A 22,018-nucleotide genomic window follows, 5' to 3' on the forward strand; every position below is an offset into this window, starting at 1 on the left:
AAAGAAGGGATTTTCAACTTTTAGTAGAATAATTATTCTAGCCAATAAATATTAATCATTAATGGTTAAAACAGAATATTATTTAGGAGGAATGGTAATGCGTTTAAAAAGTTTTTTCATCCTTGCACTTATTTTATTTTTATCAGCATGTGGTAAGTCAGAAAGTAACGGAAACAATGGAGGAAACGGAGATTTACCTGACTTAGCAATTTCATTTGAAAACGAAGCTGGTCAAAGTTTTCAAATTGTCCATGCATATAAATTGTTAAATCCTTTTTTTGAAGAAGTGCGAAATGTACCGGCAAGTGAGCAAACAGAAGTGTACGTATCATCTGTTATCGAACCTATTAACGAAGCGTGTTTCAAAGATGGAGAATATGCAAGTCTAGCAAAATCCATCACAGAAGAGGCACCGAAAAATCGTATTGCAACACAAGACGTTATCAAACGTTTAAACTACGATGATTTAAATAACTCTATTAAAGAAGCACTTATGGCAGCTTCTGAAAAACTACCAACAGAAGGTACAACTACGGTATGTATTTTCCCTACAACAGAAACATTACAAAATGTAGTTTTAACTGCTGGTGCTGGTAAAATTACGGTTCTATTCAACCGTAACTTTAACAACGATATCGTAAAGGCGGGAGTTGCTAAAGAATACCCTAAGAGCGTTTGGACAGAAAAAAATGGTGCTCCATCTACTGTACTTGATTATTTAGTACTTCACGGAAAAGGAACGATGTTCGGTAAAACATTATTTCCTGACGTAACTTTTGTAAAAGTTAACCCTGAATTTAAAGAAGAAAACTGGTCTAAAATCGAAGGCGACTTAACAAAAGCTGACGAAGAAAGAGCCCTTCAAATCTTAAGAGGCGGTGGAGAGCTTCCAGCGAACTACGGCTATAGCGAAGGGTATAAAATGGTAGAGGCTTTCTTAGAAGCTAACAGCAGCGTTTCTGAGGAAGAATGGGTAATGCTTTCAGCTGAGGAAATCTTCGAGCAAGGAAACTATGCAGACAATTACTAATAAGCTATTTTTGGACATCTACTGATAAATTTCAGTAGATGTTATTTTTTCATAGGAGAAAACAAATGCAAATAACATTAGAAAAAGCCAATTGTTCAGATGCAGAAATAATACATGATATACAAATAAAGGCTTTTCTACCCCTATTAGAAAAGTATAAAGATTATCATACTAATCCAGCAAATGAAACGATTGATAAAGTACTTACTCGTATAAATGATCCTTCAGGTAGTTTTTACAAAATTTATGGGAAAGATGCTATTATCGGTGCAATTCGTGTTTATCCAGAGATTCCGTCTAATTGGTGGATTAGTCCCATGTTTATTTTGCCATGTTATCAAGGAAAAGGCATCGCTCAAAAAGTACTTAAAATAATAGAAGAAAAAACTCCTGAGGCAAAAACATGGAACTTAGCAACTATATTACAGGAAGAGCGAAATTGCTATCTTTATGAGAAGATGGGTTATATGAAAACTGGAGAGTATAAGGAAATCAATGAATTAACTACTCTCGTATACTATAAGAAAAAATGAATGAAAGCATAAAAGGGAGAGTGCTATGTACGAGTTAAAAACGAAAGAAAACGATCGTAGTGTTATACAGTTTATAGAAAATGTGGATAGTCCAAAGAAACGTGAGGATGCTTATAAATTATTAGATATCTTTACTGAGACATCTGGTTGTCATGCAAAAATGTGGGGCCCTAGTATTATCGGATTCGGTTCTTATCATTATAAATATGATTCTGGTCATGAAGGAGACGCACCTCTTGTTGGCTTTTCCCCTAGAAAAGCAAAAATAAGCTTGTATTTTGCAACAGGTGATACAAGAAGAGAAGAACTATTAAGCCGCTTAGGAAAACATACAACTGGAAAAGCTTGTGTGTATATAAACAAGGTGGCTGATATTAATGTTGATGTGTTACGTGAACTAATTAACCAATCGATCGATTTTCTAAAAATTACATACCCTAAGCAACAGTAGAAGGTTTATATCACTCTTATAAAGGATTAAAAGAAAATGGAGTGCGTCCATAAACGACGCACTTTATTTGTTTACACATTAAGTTATTAATCTGAACTAGAAAAGCACTGCATAACTTTTCATCCACAAAGTTATATTTTTTTAAGTAAAAAAAATCCTTAGGACTTTACCTAAGGATAAAAAAGGATTAACTAAATGTAGTTAACCGCGCATTGTATTAAAATAAGGGGAAAAAGACATAAAAAAAACGAAACGTAGTTTCGTACAAGTAAAAATATGGCGGTCCCGACCGGGATCGAACCGGCGATCTCCTGCGTGACAGGCAGGCATGTTAACCGCTACACCACGGGACCTTTTGGTTGCGGGGGCAGGATTTGAACCTACGACCTTCGGGTTATGAGCCCGACGAGCTACCAGACTGCTCCACCCCGCGATAATAAAAAGTATTAATATTTTTATTCCTTTACGCATTTAAACTCAGTTAATACTGACTGTCCCTTCCTCTTCTAGCAAATTCATAGAAGTGAATGCGTCGGGACAACTCGCAGATTATTCAAGGAGTAACGCTCGTTGCTCCACCCCGCGATAATAATAATATTAATTACATAAGCCTGGCAACGTCCTACTCTCACAGGGGGACAGCCCCCAACTACCATCGGCGCTGAAGAGCTTAACTTCCGTGTTCGGTATGGGAACGGGTGTGGCCTCTTCGCCATCATTACCAGACATATGAAATTTTGAAGGATGTTCCTTCAAAACTAGATAACATGTTCTCCTGTCAAGAAAGTGATTGTATCGTTCTAATTTGGTTAAGTCCTCGATCTATTAGTATTCGTCAGCTACACGTGTCGCCACGCTTCCACCTCGAACCTATCTACCTGATCATCTTTCAGGGATCTTACTAGCTTGCGCTAAAGGAAATCTCATCTTGAGGGGGGCTTCATGCTTAGATGCTTTCAGCACTTATCCCGTCCGCACGTAGCTACCCAGCTATGCCTTTGGCAAGACAACTGGTACACCAGCGGTGCGTCCATCCCGGTCCTCTCGTACTAAGGACAGCTCCTCTCAAATTTCCTGCGCCCACGACGGATAGGGACCGAACTGTCTCACGACGTTCTGAACCCAGCTCGCGTACCGCTTTAATGGGCGAACAGCCCAACCCTTGGGACCGACTACAGCCCCAGGATGCGATGAGCCGACATCGAGGTGCCAAACCTCCCCGTCGATGTGGACTCTTGGGGGAGATAAGCCTGTTATCCCCGGGGTAGCTTTTATCCGTTGAGCGATGGCCCTTCCATGCGGAACCACCGGATCACTAAGCCCGACTTTCGTCCCTGCTCGACTTGTAGGTCTCGCAGTCAAGCTCCCTTGTGCCTTTACACTCTACGAATGATTTCCAACCATTCTGAGGGAACCTTTGGGCGCCTCCGTTACTCTTTAGGAGGCGACCGCCCCAGTCAAACTGCCCACCTGACACTGTCTCCCACCCCGATTAGGGGTGCGGGTTAGAATTTCAATACAGCCAGGGTAGTATCCCACCGACGCCTCCACCGAAGCTAGCGCTCCGGCTTCTCAGGCTCCTACCTATCCTGTACAAGCTGTACCAAAATTCAATATCAGGCTACAGTAAAGCTCCACGGGGTCTTTCCGTCCTGTCGCGGGTAACCTGCATCTTCACAGGTACTATAATTTCACCGAGTCTCTGGTTGAGACAGTGCCCAGATCGTTACGCCTTTCGTGCGGGTCGGAACTTACCCGACAAGGAATTTCGCTACCTTAGGACCGTTATAGTTACGGCCGCCGTTTACTGGGGCTTCGGTTCAAAGCTTCGCTTGCGCTAACCTCTCCCCTTAACCTTCCAGCACCGGGCAGGCGTCAGCCCCTATACTTCGCCTTGCGGCTTCGCAGAGACCTGTGTTTTTGCTAAACAGTCGCCTGGGCCTATTCACTGCGGCTCTCTCGGGCTTTAACACCCTAACAGAGCACCCCTTCTCCCGAAGTTACGGGGTCATTTTGCCGAGTTCCTTAACCAGAGTTCTCTCGCTCACCTTAGGATTCTCTCCTCGCCTACCTGTGTCGGTTTGCGGTACAGGCACCATTCTCCTCGCTAGAGGCTTTTCTTGGCAGTGTGAAATCAGGAACTTCGGTACTAAATTTCCCTCGCCATCACAGCTCAGCCTTTATGAGAAGCGGATTTGCCTACTTCTCAGCCTTACTGCTTGGACGCGCATATCCAACAGCGCGCTTACCCTATCCTCCTGCGTCCCCCCATTGCTCAAACGGAGTGAAGGTGGTACAGGAATATCAACCTGTTATCCATCGCCTACGCCTTTCGGCCTCGGCTTAGGTCCTGACTAACCCTGAGCGGACGAGCCTTCCTCAGGAAACCTTAGGCATTCGGTGGATGGGATTCTCACCCATCTTTCGCTACTCATACCGGCATTCTCACTTCTAAGCGCTCCACCAGTCCTTACGGTCTAGCTTCAACGCCCTTAGAACGCTCTCCTACCACTGTTCGTAAGAACAGTCCGCAGCTTCGGTGATACGTTTAGCCCCGGTACATTTTCGGCGCAGAGTCACTCGACCAGTGAGCTATTACGCACTCTTTAAATGGTGGCTGCTTCTAAGCCAACATCCTGGTTGTCTAAGCAACTCCACATCCTTTTCCACTTAACGTATACTTTGGGACCTTAGCTGGCGGTCTGGGCTGTTTCCCTCTTGACTACGGATCTTATCACTCGCAGTCTGACTCCCATGGATAAGTCTTTGGCATTCGGAGTTTGACTGAATTCGGTAACCCGATGAGGGCCCCTAGTCCAATCAGTGCTCTACCTCCAAGACTCTAACACATGAGGCTAGCCCTAAAGCTATTTCGGAGAGAACCAGCTATCTCCAGGTTCGATTGGCATTTCACCCCTACCCACACCTCATCCCCGCACTTTTCAACGTGCGTGGGTTCGGGCCTCCATTCAGTGTTACCTGAACTTCACCCTGGACATGGGTAGATCACCTGGTTTCGGGTCTACGACCACGTACTCATTCGCCCTATTCAGACTCGCTTTCGCTACGGCTCCGTCTCATCGACTTAACCTTGCACGGGATCGTAACTCGCCGGTTCATTCTACAAAAGGCACGCTATCACCCGGGTTTTTTCCGAAGAAAAAACATAGGGCTCTAACTACTTGTAGGCACACGGTTTCAGGATCTTTTCACTCCCCTTCCGGGGTGCTTTTCACCTTTCCCTCACGGTACTGGTTCACTATCGGTCACTAGGGAGTATTTAGCCTTGGGAGATGGTCCTCCCTGCTTCCGACGGGATTTCTCGTGTCCCGCCGTACTCAGGATCCACTCAGGAGGGAACGAAGTTTCAACTACAGGGCTTTTACCTTCTACGGCTGACCTTTCCAGGTCGCTTCATTTACCCCGTTCCTTTGTAACTCCATGTTGAGTGTCCTACAACCCCAAGAGGCAAGCCTCTTGGTTTGGGCTAATTCCGTTTCGCTCGCCGCTACTCAGGAAATCGCGTTTGCTTTCTCTTCCTCCGGGTACTTAGATGTTTCAGTTCCCCGGGTCTGCCTTCATTACCCTATGTATTCAGGTAAAGATACTACTCCATTACGAGTAGTGGGTTTCCCCATTCGGAAATCTCTGGATCAAAGCTCACTTACAGCTCCCCAAAGCATATCGGTGTTAGTCCCGTCCTTCATCGGCTCCTAGTGCCAAGGCATCCACCGTGCGCCCTTAATAACTTAACCTCGATATCGCGAATAGATATCTAATAAAGAAAATTTACTAAGATGAACGATACTTTTGATGTATCTTGACATTACTTATGTTATCTAGTTTTCAAAGAACATGTTTCGATAGCTATTATACTATCTAAAGTTTGAAAGAGGAATGCTCTCTCAAAACTAAACAAAACAACAAGCGTATTATTCCTTAGAAAGGAGGTGATCCAGCCGCACCTTCCGATACGGCTACCTTGTTACGACTTCACCCCAATCATCTGTCCCACCTTAGGCGGCTGGCTCCAAAAGGTTACCCCACCGACTTCGGGTGTTACAAACTCTCGTGGTGTGACGGGCGGTGTGTACAAGGCCCGGGAACGTATTCACCGCGGCATGCTGATCCGCGATTACTAGCGATTCCAGCTTCATGTAGGCGAGTTGCGGCCTACAATCCGAGCTGAGAACGGTTTTATGGGATTGGCTCGACCTCGCGGTTTTGCTGCCCTTTGTACCGTCCATTGTAGCACGTGTGTAGCCCAGGTCATAAGGGGCATGATGATTTGACGTCATCCCCACCTTCCTCCGGTTTGTCACCGGCAGTCATCTTAGAGTGCCCAACTTAATGCTGGCAACTAAGATCAAGGGTTGCGCTCGTTGCGGGACTTAACCCAACATCTCACGACACGAGCTGACGACAACCATGCACCACCTGTCACTTTTGTCCCCCGAAGGGGAACGCCCTATCTCTAGGGAAGGCAAAAGGATGTCAAGACCTGGTAAGGTTCTTCGCGTTGCTTCGAATTAAACCACATGCTCCACCGCTTGTGCGGGCCCCCGTCAATTCCTTTGAGTTTCAGTCTTGCGACCGTACTCCCCAGGCGGAGTGCTTAATGCGTTAGCTGCAGCACTAAGGGGCGGAAACCCCCTAACACTTAGCACTCATCGTTTACGGCGTGGACTACCAGGGTATCTAATCCTGTTTACTCCCCACGCTTTCGCGCCTCAGCCTCAGTTACAGACCAGAAAGTCGCCTTCGCCACTGGTGTTCCTCCACATCTCTACGCATTTCACCGCTACACGTGGAATTCCACTTTCCTCTTCTGCACTCAAGTTTCCCAGTTTCCAATGACCCTCCACGGTTGCGCCGTGGGCTTTCACATCAGACTTAAGAAACCGCCTGCGCGCGCTTTACGCGCAATAATTCCGGACAACGCTTGCCACCTACGTATTACCGCGGCTGCTGGCACGTAGTTAGCCGTGGCTTTCTGGTTAGGTACCGTCGAGGTACCGGCAGTTACTCCGGTACTTGTTCTTCCCTAACAACAGAGCTCTACGACCCGAAGGCCTTCATCGCTCACGCGGCGTTGCTCCATCAGACTTTCGTCCATTGTGGAAGATTCCCTACTGCTGCCTCCCGTAGGAGTCTGGGCCGTGTCTCAGTCCCAGTGTGGCCGATCACCCTCTCAGGTCGGCTACGCATCGTTGCCTTGGTGAGCCGTTACCTCACCAACTAGCTAATGCGCCGCGGGCCCATCTGTAAGTGATAGCCGAAACCATCTTTCAATAAAGAACCAGGAGGTTCTTTATATTATCCGGTATTAGCTCCGGTTTCCCGAAGTTATCCCAGTCTTACAGGCAGGTTGCCCACGTGTTACTCACCCGTCCGCCGCTAATCTGACAAAAGCAAGCTTTTATCAGATTCGCTCGACTTGCATGTATTAGGCACGCCGCCAGCGTTCGTCCTGAGCCAGGATCAAACTCTCCGAAGAGTGTTTGAGCTTATGCTCATAATGTTTGCTGACTAATGTCAATTAATCGTTTGTTGTTAATCTTAAAGATTAACTTACACGCTGTTGTTTTGTTTAGTTTTCAAAGAACATTTATAATAATTGGAGCGGGTGATGGGAATCGAACCCACGACATCAGCTTGGAAGGCTGAGGTTTTACCATTAAACTACACCCGCATGAAATTTTAAAATCGGGAAGACAGGATTTGAACCTGCGACCCCTTGGTCCCAAACCAAGTGCTCTACCAAGCTGAGCTACTCCCCGTCAACTCTTTAATGATGGATCGCATTCATAAAATCAAAGTGGCGCGCCCGAGAGGACTCGAACCCCTAACCTTTTGATCCGTAGTCAAACGCTCTATCCAATTGAGCTACGGGCGCTTTATTTAAATGACCAACCGCCACAGTGGCGACTTTTCTATAGTATCAAATCCAAATCAGAATGTCAACTCTTTTTAAAAACTTTTTATTTAAAGTGCGGCCGAGAGGATTTGAACCTCCACGGGATTACCTCCCACTAGGCCCTCAACCTAGCGCGTCTGCCATTCCGCCACGACCGCATAAATTGGTGCGGGTGAAGGGACTCGAACCCCCACGTCAATGACACTAGATCCTAAGTCTAGCGCGTCTGCCAATTCCGCCACACCCGCTATTAAATTAATAACTAGTTTAAAAATTGGCTGGGCTAGCTGGATTCGAACCAACGCATGTCGCAGTCAAAGTGCGATGCCTTACCGCTTGGCTATAGCCCATTATTGTTATGGTAATATTCGAGATATAAATGGCGGTCCCGACCGGGATCGAACCGGCGATCTCCTGCGTGACAGGCAGGCATGTTAACCGCTACACCACGGGACCAGGTTTATAATAAGAAAAGTTATTTCACTAGCGTGAGTGAAGGAAGATTATTTTCACTAGCGTGAGTGAAGGAAGATTATTTTCACTAGCGTGAAAAAATCTTGGTGGAGGATGACGGGCTCGAACCGCCGACCCCCTGCTTGTAAGGCAGGTGCTCTCCCAGCTGAGCTAATCCTCCTAGGATAGAAATGGGAGGCAAACATTAATGTTTGCTTCCCATTATTTGTGATGACCCGTACGGGATTCGAACCCGTGTTACCGCCGTGAAAGGGCGGTGTCTTAACCGCTTGACCAACGGGCCATTTTATATGGCGGAGAAGGAGGGATTTGAACCCTCGCGCCGCTTACACGACCTACACCCTTAGCAGGGGCGCCTCTTCAGCCACTTGAGTACTTCCCCATATATGGCTCCACCAGTAGGATTCGAACCTACGACCCTTCGGTTAACAGCCGAATGCTCTACCGCTGAGCTATGGTGGATTAATAAAATTGATACGGTCACATTTATTGAATCGAAATATCTTTTATGCGACTTCTTTCATTTTAATTAGACTAACAAAAAAAGTCAAGCAGATTATTATTTCATAGAGCATATTTTTTAACGTCGCTCATCATATCAAATGCATCTTAGCGACTTAAATAAATTATCATAGAATAGGAAATGTGTCAACAACACTTATTGACTCTCTTGAAGTTTCCCTCTACATTTTCCACACACATATTTTTCTGTATTGATTCTTCTTTTCCTCTTATAAAGAGTGGAGCAATCGATACATTGATAAAATGTAAACTTCACTTCTCTATTCCCTTTTTCAATAGGTATAGAAGAGCAAAATCTCGGAGCACCAACTTGTTTTAATAAATTCCGAAAATCCGCATCACGGTGTTTATAACCCTTCCCTTGGATATGAAGATGGTAATGGCATAGTTCATGTTTTATTATCCCAACTAACTCTTCCATGCCAAATGCTTCATAATACTTTTTATTTATATCAATATTGTGACTTACTGTTAAATACCTTCCACCGGTTGTTTTTAATCGTGGATTAAAGTAGGCTCTATGTCTAAAAGGCATCTGAAAATCTTTAAGCGAAATGTCTTCCACTAGTTTTTGTAGTTCACTGTTTTTCATGTGTTCCCCCAAGTTTAACAAAAAATTAATTCCAGCATAAGATGATACTACTCTCAACCGAAGCTATGAAAAGGGAGGTATCATCTAATGCCTACATGGTTTAAAAATCAAATACAGAGAGCTTATTTAGAAAAAGATAGGTACCAAATAAAGATGTTAAATCAATGTTGGTTCTTTTATTACAAAAAGAAAAAGTAATCATTTCTGAAAGGGGAACGTGCGAATGGTATTCTCACGTTTTCTGTAGTTATACTTCTTGTTTTTCTGGTTGTAACATTGTTAAGGCAACTCTACCTTTTGTTTTATCAACATCTTCTACCCATACTGTAACAATATCCCCTACAGAAACGATATCTAATGGATGCTTAACAAATTGGTTGCTTAGTTTCGAAATGTGCACGAGGCCATCCTGTTTTACACCAATATCAATAAATGCACCGAAATCCACTACGTTTCGAACAGTACCTTCTAGTTCTAATCCTTTTTGCAAATCTTCTAATTGTAAAACATCTTGTTTTAGAAGAGGTTTTGGCATATTATCACGCGGGTCACGTTCTGGACGCACTAGAGATTCCATTATATCAGTTAACGTTACTTCTCCAATTTCAAACTGTATTGCAGTTTCCGTGACATCAAGTTCACTTAATGCTTGTTGTAACGGAGCAGATCCGATATCAGAATTTTTCATCTCCAATTTTTCTAACAGTTTTTCTACGATTGGATAACTTTCAGGGTGTATTGCCGTACGGTCTAACGGATTCTTTCCATCCACAATCCTTAAAAATCCGATACATTGTTCGTATGTTTTTGCACCTAGTCTAGGTATTTTCTTTAATTGTGCCCTACTTGTAAATTTACCGTTTTCTTCTCTTTGTTTAACCATATTATTTGCAACAGTTTTGGATAAGCCCGCTACATATTGTAGTAAAGAAGAAGATGCTGTGTTTACATTTACTCCTACTCGGTTAACAACTGTCTCCACTACGAAGTTTAACGATCCTGCTAGTCTTTTTTGTGTAACATCATGCTGATATTGCCCTACTCCAACAGATTTCGGGTCAATTTTCACTAGTTCTGCAAGAGGATCTTGTAATCTTCTTGCAATGGAAATCGCACTTCTTTCTTCTACTTGCAAGTTCGGGAATTCTTCTCTTGCCAAATCAGAGGCAGAATATACACTTGCTCCTGCTTCATTAACAATAAGATATGAAGTAGACAATTCATTTTCTTTTAATACTTCAGCAATTAATTGCTCCGTTTCACGAGATGCCGTTCCATTACCAACAGCAACTACTTCTGCTTTATGTTTATGAATAGTTTTTACAATTTTCTCTTTAGCTTCTGCTCTTTTATTTTGAGGTGCGTGTGGATAGATGACACTTATCTCTAATACTTTTCCTGTTTCGTCTACCACCGCCATCTTACAACCAGTACGAAACGCCGGATCTACTCCTAGTACGACTTTACCTTTTAACGGTGGTTGTAATAGTAGTTTTCGTAAATTCTCTGCAAAAATATGAATTGCTTGTCCTTCCGCTTTTTCCGTTAATTCTTTTCTAATTTCTCGCTCTATAGAAGGTTCTATTAATCGTTTAAATGCATCTTCTATCGCTTCTGCTACGTAAGATACTACTGGGGAATGGTCTTTTTTTATGACACGTTTTTTTATGTACGTAATGATTTTGTCAGATGGCACTTGAAGACCTATACGAAGTATCTCTTCTTTTTCGCCTCTATTTAACGCTAGAACTCGGTGTGGCAAAATCTTTATTACTGGTTCTTCATATTCATAGTACATAGAGAATACTTTTTTCTCGTCTTTCTCTTCGTTCTTTACAGTTGATATGATGGAACCTTGTTTGAAGGTTATATCACGAATCCATTGCCTAAAGGCAGCTTCGTCTGATATTATCTCCGCTATTATATCTTTTGCCCCTTGTATCGCTTCCTCTGGAGACATTACTTCTTTGTCTTCATTAATGAATTTCTCTGCGTTTTGAAGTACATCTACTTGCAAAGGGAAAGTTAACAACCATTCTGCTAGTGGCTCTAAACCTTTTTCTTTCGCAACAGTAGCTTTTGTTCTACGTTTTTGTTTATATGGACGATATAAATCTTCCACTTGTTGGAGCTTTTCAGCTCTCAGAATATCTTTTTTTAGTTCTTCTGTTAATTTGCCTTGTTCTTCAATTAAGCGGACAACTTCTTCTTTCCGCGTTTCTAAATTTAGAACGTATTGCCATTTTTCTGCAATCTCTTTTATCTGAACTTCATCTAGCGCACCTGTTTGTTCTTTACGATAGCGAGCAATAAACGGTACTGTATTCCCATCATCCATTAAATCAATGACAGTTTTTACTTTGTTTTTTGGTATATTTACTTGTGCTGATACTTTTACTAATAAAGTTTCATTACGTTCATTCCAGTCCAATCATAACTCCTCCAATCATTTATTCAATTATATTATCCTATATCGCATAAAACTAGGCTCTGTTAAACGCCGCAGTTGATTTCCGCGCAAGACTCCGCTTATTATGTATAAAAATCAATACTAACCATAAACAAAACCAAAAACTAAAAACAAGACTAACACCTAAGCGTTAGTCTTGTTTCATTATATCATTTCTCCAGCGATTAACGTAACATCGTCCATTCCTGTGCTAGAAAATTTATTCACTATCTCAGATAAAGAATCAGCAGATGGTACAGATTTAATGTACGATTTAACAGAAGGTATATTTATCCCATCTGAAAATAGGAAAAACTTCATATTTTTTTCAAAAGGAAATCTATGGATTTTAAATGATTGAGGCTTACCTGATAAGTAACCTTTTACAGGTAGAGGATAGATTAATTTTTCTGAGGGAGGATAAAGAAAAAAGCGTATGTTTCCTACACTACAGTACTCTACTTCCTCTTTCCTATAATTCACTTTTAAAATAGAGACAGCAGCGCCTCGTTTATTTTTCAACGCTTCATTACATTTACTGATTAACGCAGAAACATCCTCATTCACTACATTCTGCACAGCGGTGATTACTGCTTGTGAAGCTTCATGTGCATGTTCTCCACTTCCTAGCCCATCCGCTAAAACACATAAGAAATAATCATCCGCTGCAGTTATGTAGTAACTATCTCCACAAAAATACATACCTTTTTTAGCTATTTGATAAGCATTAACTGTATACCTGTTCCCTTTATACTGTTCGATCATGTAAGAATCTCCGAGTTAAGGTTTTCTTTTGATATAGCATCTTTCAATTTCGTTAACGCTTTTCTTTGTAATCTCGAAACATGCATTTGAGATATCTCTAGCTTGTCACCTGTTTCCTTCTGACTCATATTTAAGAAGAATGTACATTCAATAATTTGCTTTTCTCGTTCACTTAGTACATGAAATACTTTCTGAAGCAACAATTTTTGATCTATTTTTTCATAACCGGATTCTTGACTTCCTACAATATCTAGAATAGTTACTGTACTTCCATCTGAATCCGCCTCAATTGCATTATCAACAGAAAGTGCTTGATAATTTTGACTCATCTCCATCGCTTCTAGTACTTCTTCTTCTGTCACTTCTAAATAATCAGCTATTTCGACTACTTTTGGCGAACGTTGAAGTTCGTTCGTTAACGTTTCTACAGCTGATTTTATTTTAGGACCAATCTCTTTAATTCTTCTTGGAACATGTACGCTCCACGTTTTATCTCGCAAAAACCTTTTGATTTCTCCAATTATCGTTGGTACAGCAAAAGCTTCAAAACTTCTACCGAATGAAGCATCATAACGTTTCATTGCCCCTAAAAGACCAATCATCCCTACTTGTGAGAGGTCTTCTTGGAACGATTTCCCTCTAGAATATTTACGAGCTAACGCTTCTACTAATTGCTTGTAATTTTCTACCAAAATTAATTGAGACTCTTCGCAAGCACTTTGTTGATAGCGTTCTAACAGTTCGTTGACATCTATTTTATTGGGCTGAGATCGCTTCTGCATCCCTTTCCACCTGCTCTCCTTGTCGGTACTTTGTCATGAAGACTGTTACACCTTGATGGTTGTGAACTTTCACATCATCCATCAATGTCTGGATTAGGAATAACCCTAAACCTCCTTCTGGCAAAGTTTCTACCGGTTGGGATTTCGAATATGGACCTAACTCTTCTTTTACCGCTTCAAAATTAAAGCTATCTCCATTATCAGCTACGATTAATTCTAAACGATTTGAGTAGATACCAAAGCCTATTCTAATACTGCCATTCTCTTTTCCTTTATAAGCGTGTTCAACCGCATTCGTACACGCTTCACTTAATGCAATTTTCATGTCTTCAATCTCATCATAAGAAAAGCCCATTCGGTTGGCAATTCCTGATAAAGATAATCTAATAACTCCAACATATTCTGCTCTTGCTGGAAAAAGCATTTCTATATAGTCATATGCTCGGTTCATTGTTCCCCCACCTTTGACGACCTTATTTTATCTCCATAATACTTGCGAGTCCTGTTATATCAAATAAACGCTTCAACCTATCAGATAACCCTTCTAACCTGAAAGTTCCATTGTTACTTTTAACTTTTTTAAAGAATCCAACGAACATTCCAAGTCCTGTGCTATCCATATAGATAACGTTCGTTAAATCAAATGTTATTTCTCCACCAAAATCCTCTAATAATGGCGAAACTTTTTCTTTCACCTGTGGAGTTGTGTAAGCATCAATTTCTCCTGATACTTCAACAAAAATACTCTTATTACTTTCATTAATCTTTATATCCATACTCATACAGTTCACCCCATGTTTTTTATGTCTATGAATAATGATAACAACTATTTTCTCTATAAATAATCATCCGTAAGCATTAGCCCACTATTTAAATACCCACTTTTATTTATCTTAAACATTTCTTTTTAAAATAATTAAAGTAAAGTCATCACGCAATTGAAAGTCTTGGAGTTTTTCCAAATCTCTATAGACGAGTTCAACCAACGCTTGGGGTGGTAACGCAATATACTTCCTTATGAGGTTATTTATAGTATCCATACTAATAAAATCTTGTTCTGTTCTACACTCCGTAACTCCATCTGTAAAAAGAACGATCATATCATCTATCTCAACCTTTTGTTCATATTGAGTATATTTAGCGTTTATATCTATTCCAAGCACTAGACCTTTAGCTTGAAGTTCTGTGAATGTGCCATCCTTTGCTTTATATAACAAAGGTGGTTCATGCCCTGCTGATGCATAAGTGAAGATGTGCCTCTTCCAATCGTATGTTCCATATAACATCGTAATAAACATTCCAGCATCCACATTTTGTTCAACCACTCTATTTATGTTACTAAGAATATAGCTTGGATCTTTCCTCACATCAGGCAAGCTATCCATTGCGTACTTAATCATAGACATACACATGGCTGCAGGTATCCCTTTTCCGATAACATCTGCTACCGCGACACTAAAAGAATCAAAGTCATCTTGCACAAAGTGATAATAATCCCCACTCATATGTTTTGCTGGGACATTAATTGCTCCAATTTCTACAGATGGAATATTCGGGATTTTTGTTTCTAAAAGCGTTTGTTGTACATTAGCGGCTATTTCGATTTCCGACTCCATTTCTCGTTGGCGATGCCTTAAATTTTGATGTTCACGATAGGCTATCCCATAACCAATCATTACTTCCAACAAAAAGTCTAATGAATGTAATATATCTTCTGAAACATGAGGACAAACTTCTTCGATTATTTTTTTATGAACAGAAATTAGTTCTTCAGGTGAAATTTTATCCGTTAGCATTTTTTTACTGAGTTCTTGCCCCTGGTACAGCACTTCTTCTGTTTGGCTTTCTATGTATGAAGAAAGTATTTGCTTATAAACATCTTGTAATTTCTCGTACTGCATAGGCATTTACCTCCTTTAACGCACCCACTTCATCGCATCAATCCTAGTACCAGTTCCTACTGTAGAGTCAATCTGGAACGTGTCCATTAATCTTTTCACACCAGGCAACCCTGCACCAAGTCCACCAGAAGTAGAATAACCATCTTCCATTACTAATCTAATATCAGCAATACCTGGCCCTTCATCGGAAGCGATAACACGTACTCCTGTCTTTCCGTATTCATTAATTTCCTCTATACAGATAGAGCCAGCTCCTGCATATAAATAAATATTTCTAGCTAATTCAGAGATTGCCGTTGTTATTCTCGCTTGGTCTACCGTTCCAAAGCCGAGGTCTTTTGCAACGTTCCTCCCCATTTGGCGAGCAGCAACGATATCCCACTCATTTCTTATCGTCACACAGGATTGGACAGTCATACTTTTACTCCCCCAATTCCTGTTTTAGTTTCTCAAGGCCTTTTTCTAGATCCAACGCCGTTAATACGTCATCTAATTGAATACCTAGTTCGACTAATGTAATAGCAACTGCTGGTTGTATCCCAGTTAAAACAACTTTTGCACCCATCAACTTCGACATACTAATAACGTCTCCCAAAACTTTAGCAATAAAAGAATCTATCATATCAACTGAAGTTAAATCGATGACAACACCACTCGCTCCAGTTTCATGGATTCTATTCAGCAAATCTTCTTGGAATTGTAATGCCGTTTGATCATCTAATTCCCATTGAATAGAAATCAACAAGCAATTACCTAGTTTTAATATTGGTATTTTCAACCTTGATCCCCCACAGTCACTATTTTTCTATTCGTAATTTCAAGCGCCGTTTCAATTCCTTTTTTCAGCGAGTTTTTCGTTATGATTTGATCGAGATTAATACCTAAGTTTACGATGGTCTGCGCTATTTCAGGACGTATTCCCACAAGTAAACACGTAGCTCCTACTAAACGAACAGCTTCAGCCGCTTGAATGATATGATGTGCAACCATCGTGTCTACTACCGGTACACCAGTAATATCAATTAAAACTACTTCCGCACGGTGTTTTACTACACCTTGAAGTAAATTCTCCATAATTTGTTTAGCTCTTTCTGTATCAATTGTACCAACTAGAGGCATGACGGAAATTTTATCAAAAACAGGGATTAACGGGGCAGCCAACTCTTGCAAAGCAATTTTCTGCATGGATACAGTGTGCTCCCATGTACCTGTATACGTTTTTACGATCTCGTTATAAACAGGTCTTAACCATTTATCAAATTCGTACATTAATGATACTTTAGCGTTATCATCGCTGTTTTCCGTCATTCCTTCGAATATGATTTTTCCAAATAAAGATAAACCTTCTGTTACATAAACTAACGGCCATCCAAATCGTACAATACGCTCAGCAAAATCATTAAGTTTAATAGAAAGTTCATTCGTGTCCCTGCTGATATTATCAAGTAATAAGTTAATATACTCTCTACTAGTGCTTAAGTACATTTTGTCCGAAATAGGTTTTAGTTCTCTTTTTTCCTCACCTAATTCATCCATGCTTTCTATCCATAGCTTGTATATCGTTTCACGATTTTCTTTAATGTAAGTTAAAATTGTCGGATTCATCTTTTATCTCCTTTATCATTTTTCCTTTCTGCTTGTGCAGCAAAAACGAAACTCTCTCTTTTAACTATAAGTTTAGAGTAATTTCTATGTCAAACAAAATAAGCTGAAAGTTTTGTTATATTATGGTTAATATGGGGTAATCGAGGGTAGATATGTAGAAAGAATTGCCCTGTAAAAGCAAAAATTAAAATAAATATATAAAACATATTACATATACCCTATAAGAAAAAAGTTAAAACATTTTTTAATAAAATAAAAAAGCTACTCAACCTGTGAATAGCTTTTTTGGTAAATGGATTAAAAATCAATGAGACCTAAACTAATTTGAAGAGCTTCATCGACTTTGTCCATCATCTCTTCATCTAGGTGTGTAATTTTATCCGTTAGTCTTTGTTTATCTATTGTTCTAATTTGCTCCAGTAATATAACTGAGTCTCTTTCAAAACCATAACGCTTCGCATCAATTTCTACATGAGTAGGAAGTTTTGCTTTTTGAATTTGAGCTGTAATTGCTGCAACAATAATAGTAGGACTAAACCGGTTCCCTATATCGTTTTGAATTACAAGTACTGGTCGAACGCCTCCTTGCTCAGATCCAACAACAGGGGATAGATCAGCAAAATAAACGTCACCGCGTTTGACAATCAATGGATTAACCCCCGCTTACTAAGCGTTCTACCGTGTGCTCTGCCTCATATTCTGCAAGAAAAGCTTCTGAAGCTATGTTTAGGTTAATTTTAGCCATTTCCATATAACCACGTCTCATAGATTCACGAATTTGTCTTTTTTTGCGCTCACGAAGATACATTTTAGTCGCTTGATAAATTAGTTCATTTCGATTGCCGTTTTCTTGCTTTACTAAGCCGTCTAACTCCATTACTAAGTTGTGAGGTAATCGAACTAAGATTTCAGTTGTTGCGCTGGATTCTGACACAGCATACACCTCCAAGAAACTACAGACACTTTTTATATAATACTTTTCCATCTACCATCATAACATTAAAAAAGCCGAATTAAAAGTCAAATTAACAGATTCCTTCTCTATTATCGGCTATTTCCTTGATTTTTTATGCAGAAATTATCGGATTGGGTAATATTTAGTTTCCTTGTAAATAATTTATCACTTCTACTATTTGATTATTTTTCTTAAACATTCTCGGAACCCGGTAACTAATCATACATGGAATTTCATAGTTTATCGTTTCTAGTTTTTCTGCGAGATCGTTACAACTAATGACTTCGTTTTCTTGACTTCCGATTATAGTTACTTTCGTTCCTACTGGAAGCTCGTAAGGGAGGCGAATCATAAATTGATCCATGCAAATACGACCTACAATAGGTGCTTTTTTCCCATCTACTAACACATCTATTCCTTGTAATTTGCGTAGTAATCCATCTGCATACCCTAGCGGAACCGTTCCTATCCACTCATCTTTTTCGGTTGTGTAAGTTGCTCCATAACTAACAAACTCACCTGGTTCTAATCTTTTCACATGCACTAACTTAGTATGAAGAGAAAAAGCTTCTCTTAAGTTAAATGGTAATACAGGGCTCATTTCTAATGATGGGGTCATACCGTACATCGAAATTCCTACCCTTACCGCATTAAAAACTTTGTTCGGAAATCTCAATGCTGTTGCACTGTTTCCGCAATGTTTAATGGGAATAGAAAGATTCCATTCTGTTTCAATATAATTCAACATCTTATCAAAGCGATCGTATTGAATATTTAAGTAATTATTGTTTAATTCATCTGCAGTAGCAAAGTGAGTATAAACGCCTTCGATTGAAAATTTTACAGAAGGGTTAGCTAGAGTTAATATACCGTCAACCTCATCTATCGTTCTAGCTCCTATTCTTCCCATACCAGTATCTAATTTCATGTGCAACTTCACAATAGATTGACCTTTATAAAAGTTAATCGCTTCTTTTATCCAACTTTCTTGAAAAACAGTAAGGGTAATGTTTTTCTCTGCAGCTAGGGAAATATCCGAAACCCTTGATGCTCCAAGCACTAAAATTGGCGCAGTAATCCCTTGAGCGCGCAACGAAATAGCTTCATCTAAGAAGGAAACAGCTAAATACGAAGCACCAGCCTCAAGTGCAGCTTCTGCAACTTGTGCATCACCATGCCCATAAGCATTTGCTTTTACAACTGCTATTACATTAACAGATGAAGGGAGATGTTTTTTTATGTTTGTTACATTTTCTTTAATGCAATCAAGATTCACTTCTACCCATGAATCACGGTGAAAACTTGACATTATGACGCACATCCTTTTATCTAGCCACTTTTTCTTTTTCTTTTTTTATTAATACATCATAACGGAAAAAGGATGAAAAGTCATGATATTATATAACTCATTTTTTTCACTACCTTTTCATTCTATGCTATTGGAAGTATATTTAGAATGTGGATTTTTATTGAAAGAAGTTTCAGGAGGAGTTACTTATAAAAAGGTAAATAACAGGCCCATCTCAGGGCCTGTTATACAACTTATTTTACATCGTAAACTTGAACAGATTTAGCAACCATGATCATTTCTTCTTCAGAAAGATCGTTAGAAGCTAACATATAGTCAACACCTTGGTATGTCCATTTTATGGATGTAGAAGTTAATGCACCGATTGCAAAATCTAAATCGACTGGTTTACCATTTACAGTCAATACTGTACTAGCTGGTGCTACAGTCGCTTTTTCTTGAATTAGCGTAAATGTTTTGTCACCAGTATACGTCATGATAACGCGCTTACCGTTTTCTGTTGCTACTTCTGTTTGTTCACTTAAAGATGAACCGGCCGGAGTATCACCAGGAATTAACACAGTAAATGCAACATCTTCCTCACTAACTGATCCCATAGTCGGTAATTCTACACCTAATTCAATTTGCATACCTGTCATGTTTTTGTCTACATTAAAAGCATCCGCATCGAAGCTTGGGTTAAATTCAACGTTTGAAAATTCAACTAATACTAACGTGTTTCGATCTGTATCCATCACTTTCACCGAAACTGGAGAAAAGTCTTTTGCAAATGTAATTTCTTGAATTGGTAAAAGCTTGTTGTTTTGATAGTTTGTTTTTGTTTCAAATACGTATCCTTCTTCCGTAGCTGTGAACACAGCTTCAGGGTCTGCGACTACATCCCCAACTAATGACTCAAACAAATATGCTTGGCTGCTGTTTTGCGGCCATTCACTTTGGAAACGGAAGCTTTTGTTTAAAGCTGGCGTTAAGACGAAAACTCCTTCATCATTACGAATAATCATTTGATGTTGGTCTTTTTGAGCGTTTTTCAAGTTTACTTTGTAGTAATTTGGCTTCTTATGAGAAATTTCTACTTCGTATACTTGTGGCTCTGCACCAGTTTGTAATGTCATTTTTGCATTTGCTTTATACCCAGTCATCTCTTCTACTTTTTTGCCTAATCCTGCCGTTACATCTTCTTTTGACTTTGCTCCACAGCCAGCTAACAGAAGCACAGATACTAACCCAACTACTAATAAAAGCCATGCTTTTCTCAACATTTTCATCCCCTTTGCCTTTATGCATGTTTACATTAGAGAAAAAGCGTGAATACAGAGAGAATATCTAATAGTTCGTTTTTTTGTCGTAAATCTCTAGTAGGTAGATATTTTTTCTGTATTGTTTATACACCTTGTCTCCTCTCTGAATTATGTATATGAGGCAAAGAATACGAATATGCAGACTAGCTTGACAAGCTTTCAATAATTACTTGCGCAATTGCATAATGTTCACTATGTGATATGGACAAGTGAACTGTTAAGTCGGTTGGCTTTTCAATATATGGCTTACCACTTTCTTCATTATTAATTTGTATGTCTTGAAAACTCAAATCTCTTCCAATACCTGTTCCTTTCGCTTTTGAAAAGGCTTCTTTTGCAGCGAATCGGCCAGCTAGAAATTCTATTTTTCTTTTTTGATTTAGTGAATGAAACTTTTCTTGTTCAAAAGGAGTTAAGACTCTCGTAATAAATGATGGTTGTCTAATCATCAGTTTTTCTATTCTTGATAGTTCTATAATATCTATTCCTATCCCAATAATCATACAAACACCTAGCTTTCTCATAGTATAATAGAAGTATATAGTTTTTTGGGGTTATGTATCTGGTCAGTATTTATTTTAAAGGAGTGAAATTATGTTTGTCCGCACCGAAAATTTTAATACGTTCACACGACTATATCCTATTGTAACAGGTATTATTGTCATTCACCTAGTGTTCTGGGTTTTAGCAACCGTTTCCAATCCTTTTTATTATTACACATTAGGAATAAATGGCTATATATCTGGAGGGGAGTATTGGCGTCTACTTACACCAATTTTTTTACATGTTAGCCTTATGCACTTATTGTTTAATTCTTTCTCACTTGTTTTGTTTGGTCCTGAGTTAGAGAGAATGTTAGGGAAAGTGAAGTTTGTTGCTGTTTATTTATGTGCTGGAATTATCGCCAATGTGGCCACACTTTTTCTTGAGCCACCTACTTATGTACACCTCGGGGCATCTGGAGCAATTTTTGGTTTGTTCGGCTTATATTTATATATGGTTTTCTTCCGACCTGACTTATTAAGTTCTTCCAATGCACAAATTATTGTTATTATTTTAGTGATAGGGCTTGTGATGACTTTTGTTAATTCTAATATTAACTACACCGCTCATATTTTTGGGTTTTTAGGCGGGTTAGCACTTGCTCCTATTTTTATTGGAAAAGGATCTTTCCAAGGGACAAGATCGTTACGACATATTTTCCCACGGGGGACATTTGGCCATGGTAGACGGAGTGGAGGACTTAATTTCGTCTGGATCCTTCTAATTCTGCTGATTGCTTTTGGATTAATGTCTCGATTATGAAAAAGAGGACTCTTAAGAGTCCTCTTTTTGCTTTATTGTTTTGATCATGTTCATTTTTCCTTTTTTCTGATGCATCATGAACTTCATAAGTCTTATCTTATCAAGTTCACTTTCTTCTTTTTTCTTT

Annotated in this window: 20 protein-coding genes, 13 tRNA genes and 3 rRNA genes; 5 read left to right on the forward strand and 31 right to left on the reverse strand. The window is 39.8% G+C overall.

Going from position 1 to position 22,018, the window contains the following annotated elements; translation table 11 throughout:
- Positions 1 to 97: 97 nt before the first annotated feature.
- The 3 genes from CDZ92_RS14300 to CDZ92_RS14310 all read left to right on the forward strand — a co-directional run bounded on the left by CDZ92_RS14300 (position 98) and on the right by CDZ92_RS14310 (position 2,014).
- A complete protein-coding gene (locus CDZ92_RS14300) occupies positions 98 to 1,030 on the forward strand; it encodes a DUF2268 domain-containing putative Zn-dependent protease (RefSeq protein WP_157842800.1) in 933 nt (310 codons plus the stop codon).
- A gap of 65 nt (positions 1,031 to 1,095) precedes the next feature.
- A complete protein-coding gene (locus CDZ92_RS14305; RefSeq protein WP_096155865.1) occupies positions 1,096 to 1,563 on the forward strand; it encodes a GNAT family N-acetyltransferase in 468 nt (155 codons plus the stop codon).
- A gap of 25 nt (positions 1,564 to 1,588) precedes the next feature.
- Complete coding sequence (locus CDZ92_RS14310; RefSeq protein WP_096155866.1) at positions 1,589 to 2,014, forward strand: DUF1801 domain-containing protein; 426 nt, start codon at positions 1,589 to 1,591, stop codon at positions 2,012 to 2,014.
- Between the two features lie 277 nt (positions 2,015 to 2,291).
- Here the strand turns inward: CDZ92_RS14310 and CDZ92_RS14315 are convergent.
- The 17 genes from CDZ92_RS14315 to CDZ92_RS14395 form a co-directional block, all read right to left on the reverse strand.
- Positions 2,292 to 2,367: transfer RNA gene (locus tag CDZ92_RS14315), tRNA-Asp, on the reverse strand.
- A gap of 3 nt (positions 2,368 to 2,370) precedes the next feature.
- Positions 2,371 to 2,447, reverse strand: a tRNA-Met gene (locus CDZ92_RS14320).
- Between the two features lie 176 nt (positions 2,448 to 2,623).
- Positions 2,624 to 2,740 (reverse strand): 5S ribosomal RNA (rrf, locus tag CDZ92_RS14325).
- A gap of 79 nt (positions 2,741 to 2,819) precedes the next feature.
- Positions 2,820 to 5,769 (reverse strand): 23S ribosomal RNA (locus CDZ92_RS14330).
- 188 nt (positions 5,770 to 5,957) lie between these two features.
- A 16S ribosomal RNA gene (locus CDZ92_RS14335) occupies positions 5,958 to 7,511 on the reverse strand.
- Together the 16S, 23S and 5S rRNA genes with 13 tRNA genes alongside form the textbook arrangement of a ribosomal RNA operon.
- A 121-nt stretch (positions 7,512 to 7,632) precedes the next feature.
- Positions 7,633 to 7,706, reverse strand: a tRNA-Gly gene (locus CDZ92_RS14340).
- Positions 7,707 to 7,720: 14 nt separating this feature from the next.
- Positions 7,721 to 7,794, reverse strand: a tRNA-Pro gene (locus CDZ92_RS14345).
- Positions 7,795 to 7,833: 39 nt separating this feature from the next.
- Positions 7,834 to 7,910, reverse strand: a tRNA-Arg gene (locus tag CDZ92_RS14350).
- Between the two features lie 95 nt (positions 7,911 to 8,005).
- Positions 8,006 to 8,089 (reverse strand) — tRNA-Leu (locus tag CDZ92_RS14355).
- Between the two features lie 6 nt (positions 8,090 to 8,095).
- Positions 8,096 to 8,179, reverse strand: a tRNA-Leu gene (locus CDZ92_RS14360).
- Between the two features lie 27 nt (positions 8,180 to 8,206).
- A tRNA-Gln gene (locus CDZ92_RS14365) sits at positions 8,207 to 8,281 on the reverse strand.
- Between the two features lie 30 nt (positions 8,282 to 8,311).
- Positions 8,312 to 8,387 (reverse strand) — tRNA-Asp (locus CDZ92_RS14370).
- 102 nt (positions 8,388 to 8,489) lie between these two features.
- Positions 8,490 to 8,565: transfer RNA gene (locus CDZ92_RS14375), tRNA-Val, on the reverse strand.
- 51 nt (positions 8,566 to 8,616) lie between these two features.
- Positions 8,617 to 8,688 (reverse strand) — tRNA-Glu (locus CDZ92_RS14380).
- Between the two features lie 8 nt (positions 8,689 to 8,696).
- Positions 8,697 to 8,787 (reverse strand) — tRNA-Ser (locus CDZ92_RS14385).
- Positions 8,788 to 8,792: 5 nt separating this feature from the next.
- A tRNA-Asn gene (locus tag CDZ92_RS14390) sits at positions 8,793 to 8,867 on the reverse strand.
- A 196-nt stretch (positions 8,868 to 9,063) separates the two neighbouring features.
- Complete coding sequence (locus tag CDZ92_RS14395; RefSeq protein WP_096155867.1) at positions 9,064 to 9,519, reverse strand: SprT family protein; 456 nt, start codon at positions 9,517 to 9,519, stop codon at positions 9,064 to 9,066.
- 87 nt (positions 9,520 to 9,606) lie between these two features.
- Between CDZ92_RS14395 and cmpA the strand changes: the two genes are divergently transcribed.
- Positions 9,607 to 9,717 (forward strand): cortex morphogenetic protein CmpA, encoded by a 111-nt coding sequence (gene cmpA / locus CDZ92_RS14400; protein WP_096155868.1) that lies wholly within the window; start codon positions 9,607 to 9,609, stop codon positions 9,715 to 9,717.
- A 49-nt stretch (positions 9,718 to 9,766) separates the two neighbouring features.
- Here cmpA and CDZ92_RS14405 read toward each other — a convergent pair whose 3' ends face one another.
- The 14 genes from CDZ92_RS14405 to acpS form a co-directional block, all read right to left on the reverse strand.
- Positions 9,767 to 11,950 (reverse strand): Tex family protein, encoded by a 2,184-nt coding sequence (locus CDZ92_RS14405; protein WP_096155869.1) that lies wholly within the window; start codon positions 11,948 to 11,950, stop codon positions 9,767 to 9,769.
- Positions 11,951 to 12,133: 183 nt separating this feature from the next.
- Positions 12,134 to 12,733: a PP2C family serine/threonine-protein phosphatase gene (locus CDZ92_RS14410; protein WP_096155870.1), complete on the reverse strand. Its 600-nt coding sequence runs from the start codon at positions 12,731 to 12,733 to the stop codon at positions 12,134 to 12,136.
- Positions 12,730 to 13,515: an RNA polymerase sigma factor SigB gene (gene sigB, locus CDZ92_RS14415; RefSeq protein ID WP_096155871.1), complete on the reverse strand. Its 786-nt coding sequence runs from the start codon at positions 13,513 to 13,515 to the stop codon at positions 12,730 to 12,732. The genes CDZ92_RS14410 and sigB overlap by 4 nt, the downstream gene beginning before the upstream one ends.
- A complete protein-coding gene (gene rsbW, locus CDZ92_RS14420; protein WP_096155872.1) occupies positions 13,490 to 13,966 on the reverse strand; it encodes an anti-sigma B factor RsbW in 477 nt (158 codons plus the stop codon). Before rsbW ends, sigB begins: the two co-directional genes overlap by 26 nt.
- A gap of 22 nt (positions 13,967 to 13,988) precedes the next feature.
- Positions 13,989 to 14,297 (reverse strand): anti-sigma factor antagonist, encoded by a 309-nt coding sequence (locus CDZ92_RS14425; protein WP_096155873.1) that lies wholly within the window; start codon positions 14,295 to 14,297, stop codon positions 13,989 to 13,991.
- Between the two features lie 111 nt (positions 14,298 to 14,408).
- Positions 14,409 to 15,416 carry a PP2C family protein-serine/threonine phosphatase gene (locus CDZ92_RS14430; protein WP_096155874.1) on the reverse strand — a complete coding sequence of 336 codons (1,008 nt, stop codon included), beginning with the start codon at positions 15,414 to 15,416 and terminating at the stop codon, positions 14,409 to 14,411.
- A 15-nt stretch (positions 15,417 to 15,431) separates the two neighbouring features.
- Positions 15,432 to 15,833: an anti-sigma regulatory factor gene (locus CDZ92_RS14435; RefSeq protein ID WP_096155875.1), complete on the reverse strand. Its 402-nt coding sequence runs from the start codon at positions 15,831 to 15,833 to the stop codon at positions 15,432 to 15,434.
- A 4-nt stretch (positions 15,834 to 15,837) separates the two neighbouring features.
- Positions 15,838 to 16,194 carry an STAS domain-containing protein gene (locus CDZ92_RS14440; protein WP_096155876.1) on the reverse strand — a complete coding sequence of 119 codons (357 nt, stop codon included), beginning with the start codon at positions 16,192 to 16,194 and terminating at the stop codon, positions 15,838 to 15,840.
- On the reverse strand, positions 16,191 to 17,021 hold the full coding sequence (locus tag CDZ92_RS14445) for an RsbT co-antagonist protein RsbRA (RefSeq protein ID WP_096155877.1): 831 nt from the start codon (positions 17,019 to 17,021) through the stop codon (positions 16,191 to 16,193). The genes CDZ92_RS14440 and CDZ92_RS14445 overlap by 4 nt, the downstream gene beginning before the upstream one ends.
- 297 nt (positions 17,022 to 17,318) lie before the next feature.
- Positions 17,319 to 17,669, reverse strand: coding sequence for a type II toxin-antitoxin system endoribonuclease NdoA (gene ndoA / locus CDZ92_RS14450; protein ID WP_096155878.1), 351 nt, complete (start codon positions 17,667 to 17,669; stop codon positions 17,319 to 17,321).
- Positions 17,670 to 17,673: 4 nt separating this feature from the next.
- Positions 17,674 to 17,955 carry a CopG family ribbon-helix-helix protein gene (locus CDZ92_RS14455; protein WP_096155879.1) on the reverse strand — a complete coding sequence of 94 codons (282 nt, stop codon included), beginning with the start codon at positions 17,953 to 17,955 and terminating at the stop codon, positions 17,674 to 17,676.
- 163 nt (positions 17,956 to 18,118) lie between these two features.
- Positions 18,119 to 19,285 (reverse strand): alanine racemase, encoded by a 1,167-nt coding sequence (gene alr, locus CDZ92_RS14460; RefSeq protein ID WP_096155880.1) that lies wholly within the window; start codon positions 19,283 to 19,285, stop codon positions 18,119 to 18,121.
- A 233-nt stretch (positions 19,286 to 19,518) separates the two neighbouring features.
- A complete protein-coding gene (locus tag CDZ92_RS14470) occupies positions 19,519 to 20,553 on the reverse strand; it encodes a LolA family protein (RefSeq protein ID WP_176483785.1) in 1,035 nt (344 codons plus the stop codon).
- 176 nt (positions 20,554 to 20,729) lie between these two features.
- Positions 20,730 to 21,089: a holo-ACP synthase gene (gene acpS, locus CDZ92_RS14475; protein WP_096155883.1), complete on the reverse strand. Its 360-nt coding sequence runs from the start codon at positions 21,087 to 21,089 to the stop codon at positions 20,730 to 20,732.
- Between the two features lie 91 nt (positions 21,090 to 21,180).
- On the opposite strand from acpS, the gene CDZ92_RS14480 reads away from it, so the two are divergent.
- Positions 21,181 to 21,891, forward strand: coding sequence for a rhomboid family intramembrane serine protease (locus CDZ92_RS14480; protein WP_096155884.1), 711 nt, complete (start codon positions 21,181 to 21,183; stop codon positions 21,889 to 21,891).
- Positions 21,892 to 22,018 lie beyond the last annotated feature (127 nt).

Source organism: Bacillus sp. FJAT-45066, from assembly GCF_002335755.1.
Classification (GTDB): Bacteria; Bacillota; Bacilli; order Bacillales; family Bacillaceae_I; genus Bacillus_CD; species Bacillus_CD alkalisoli.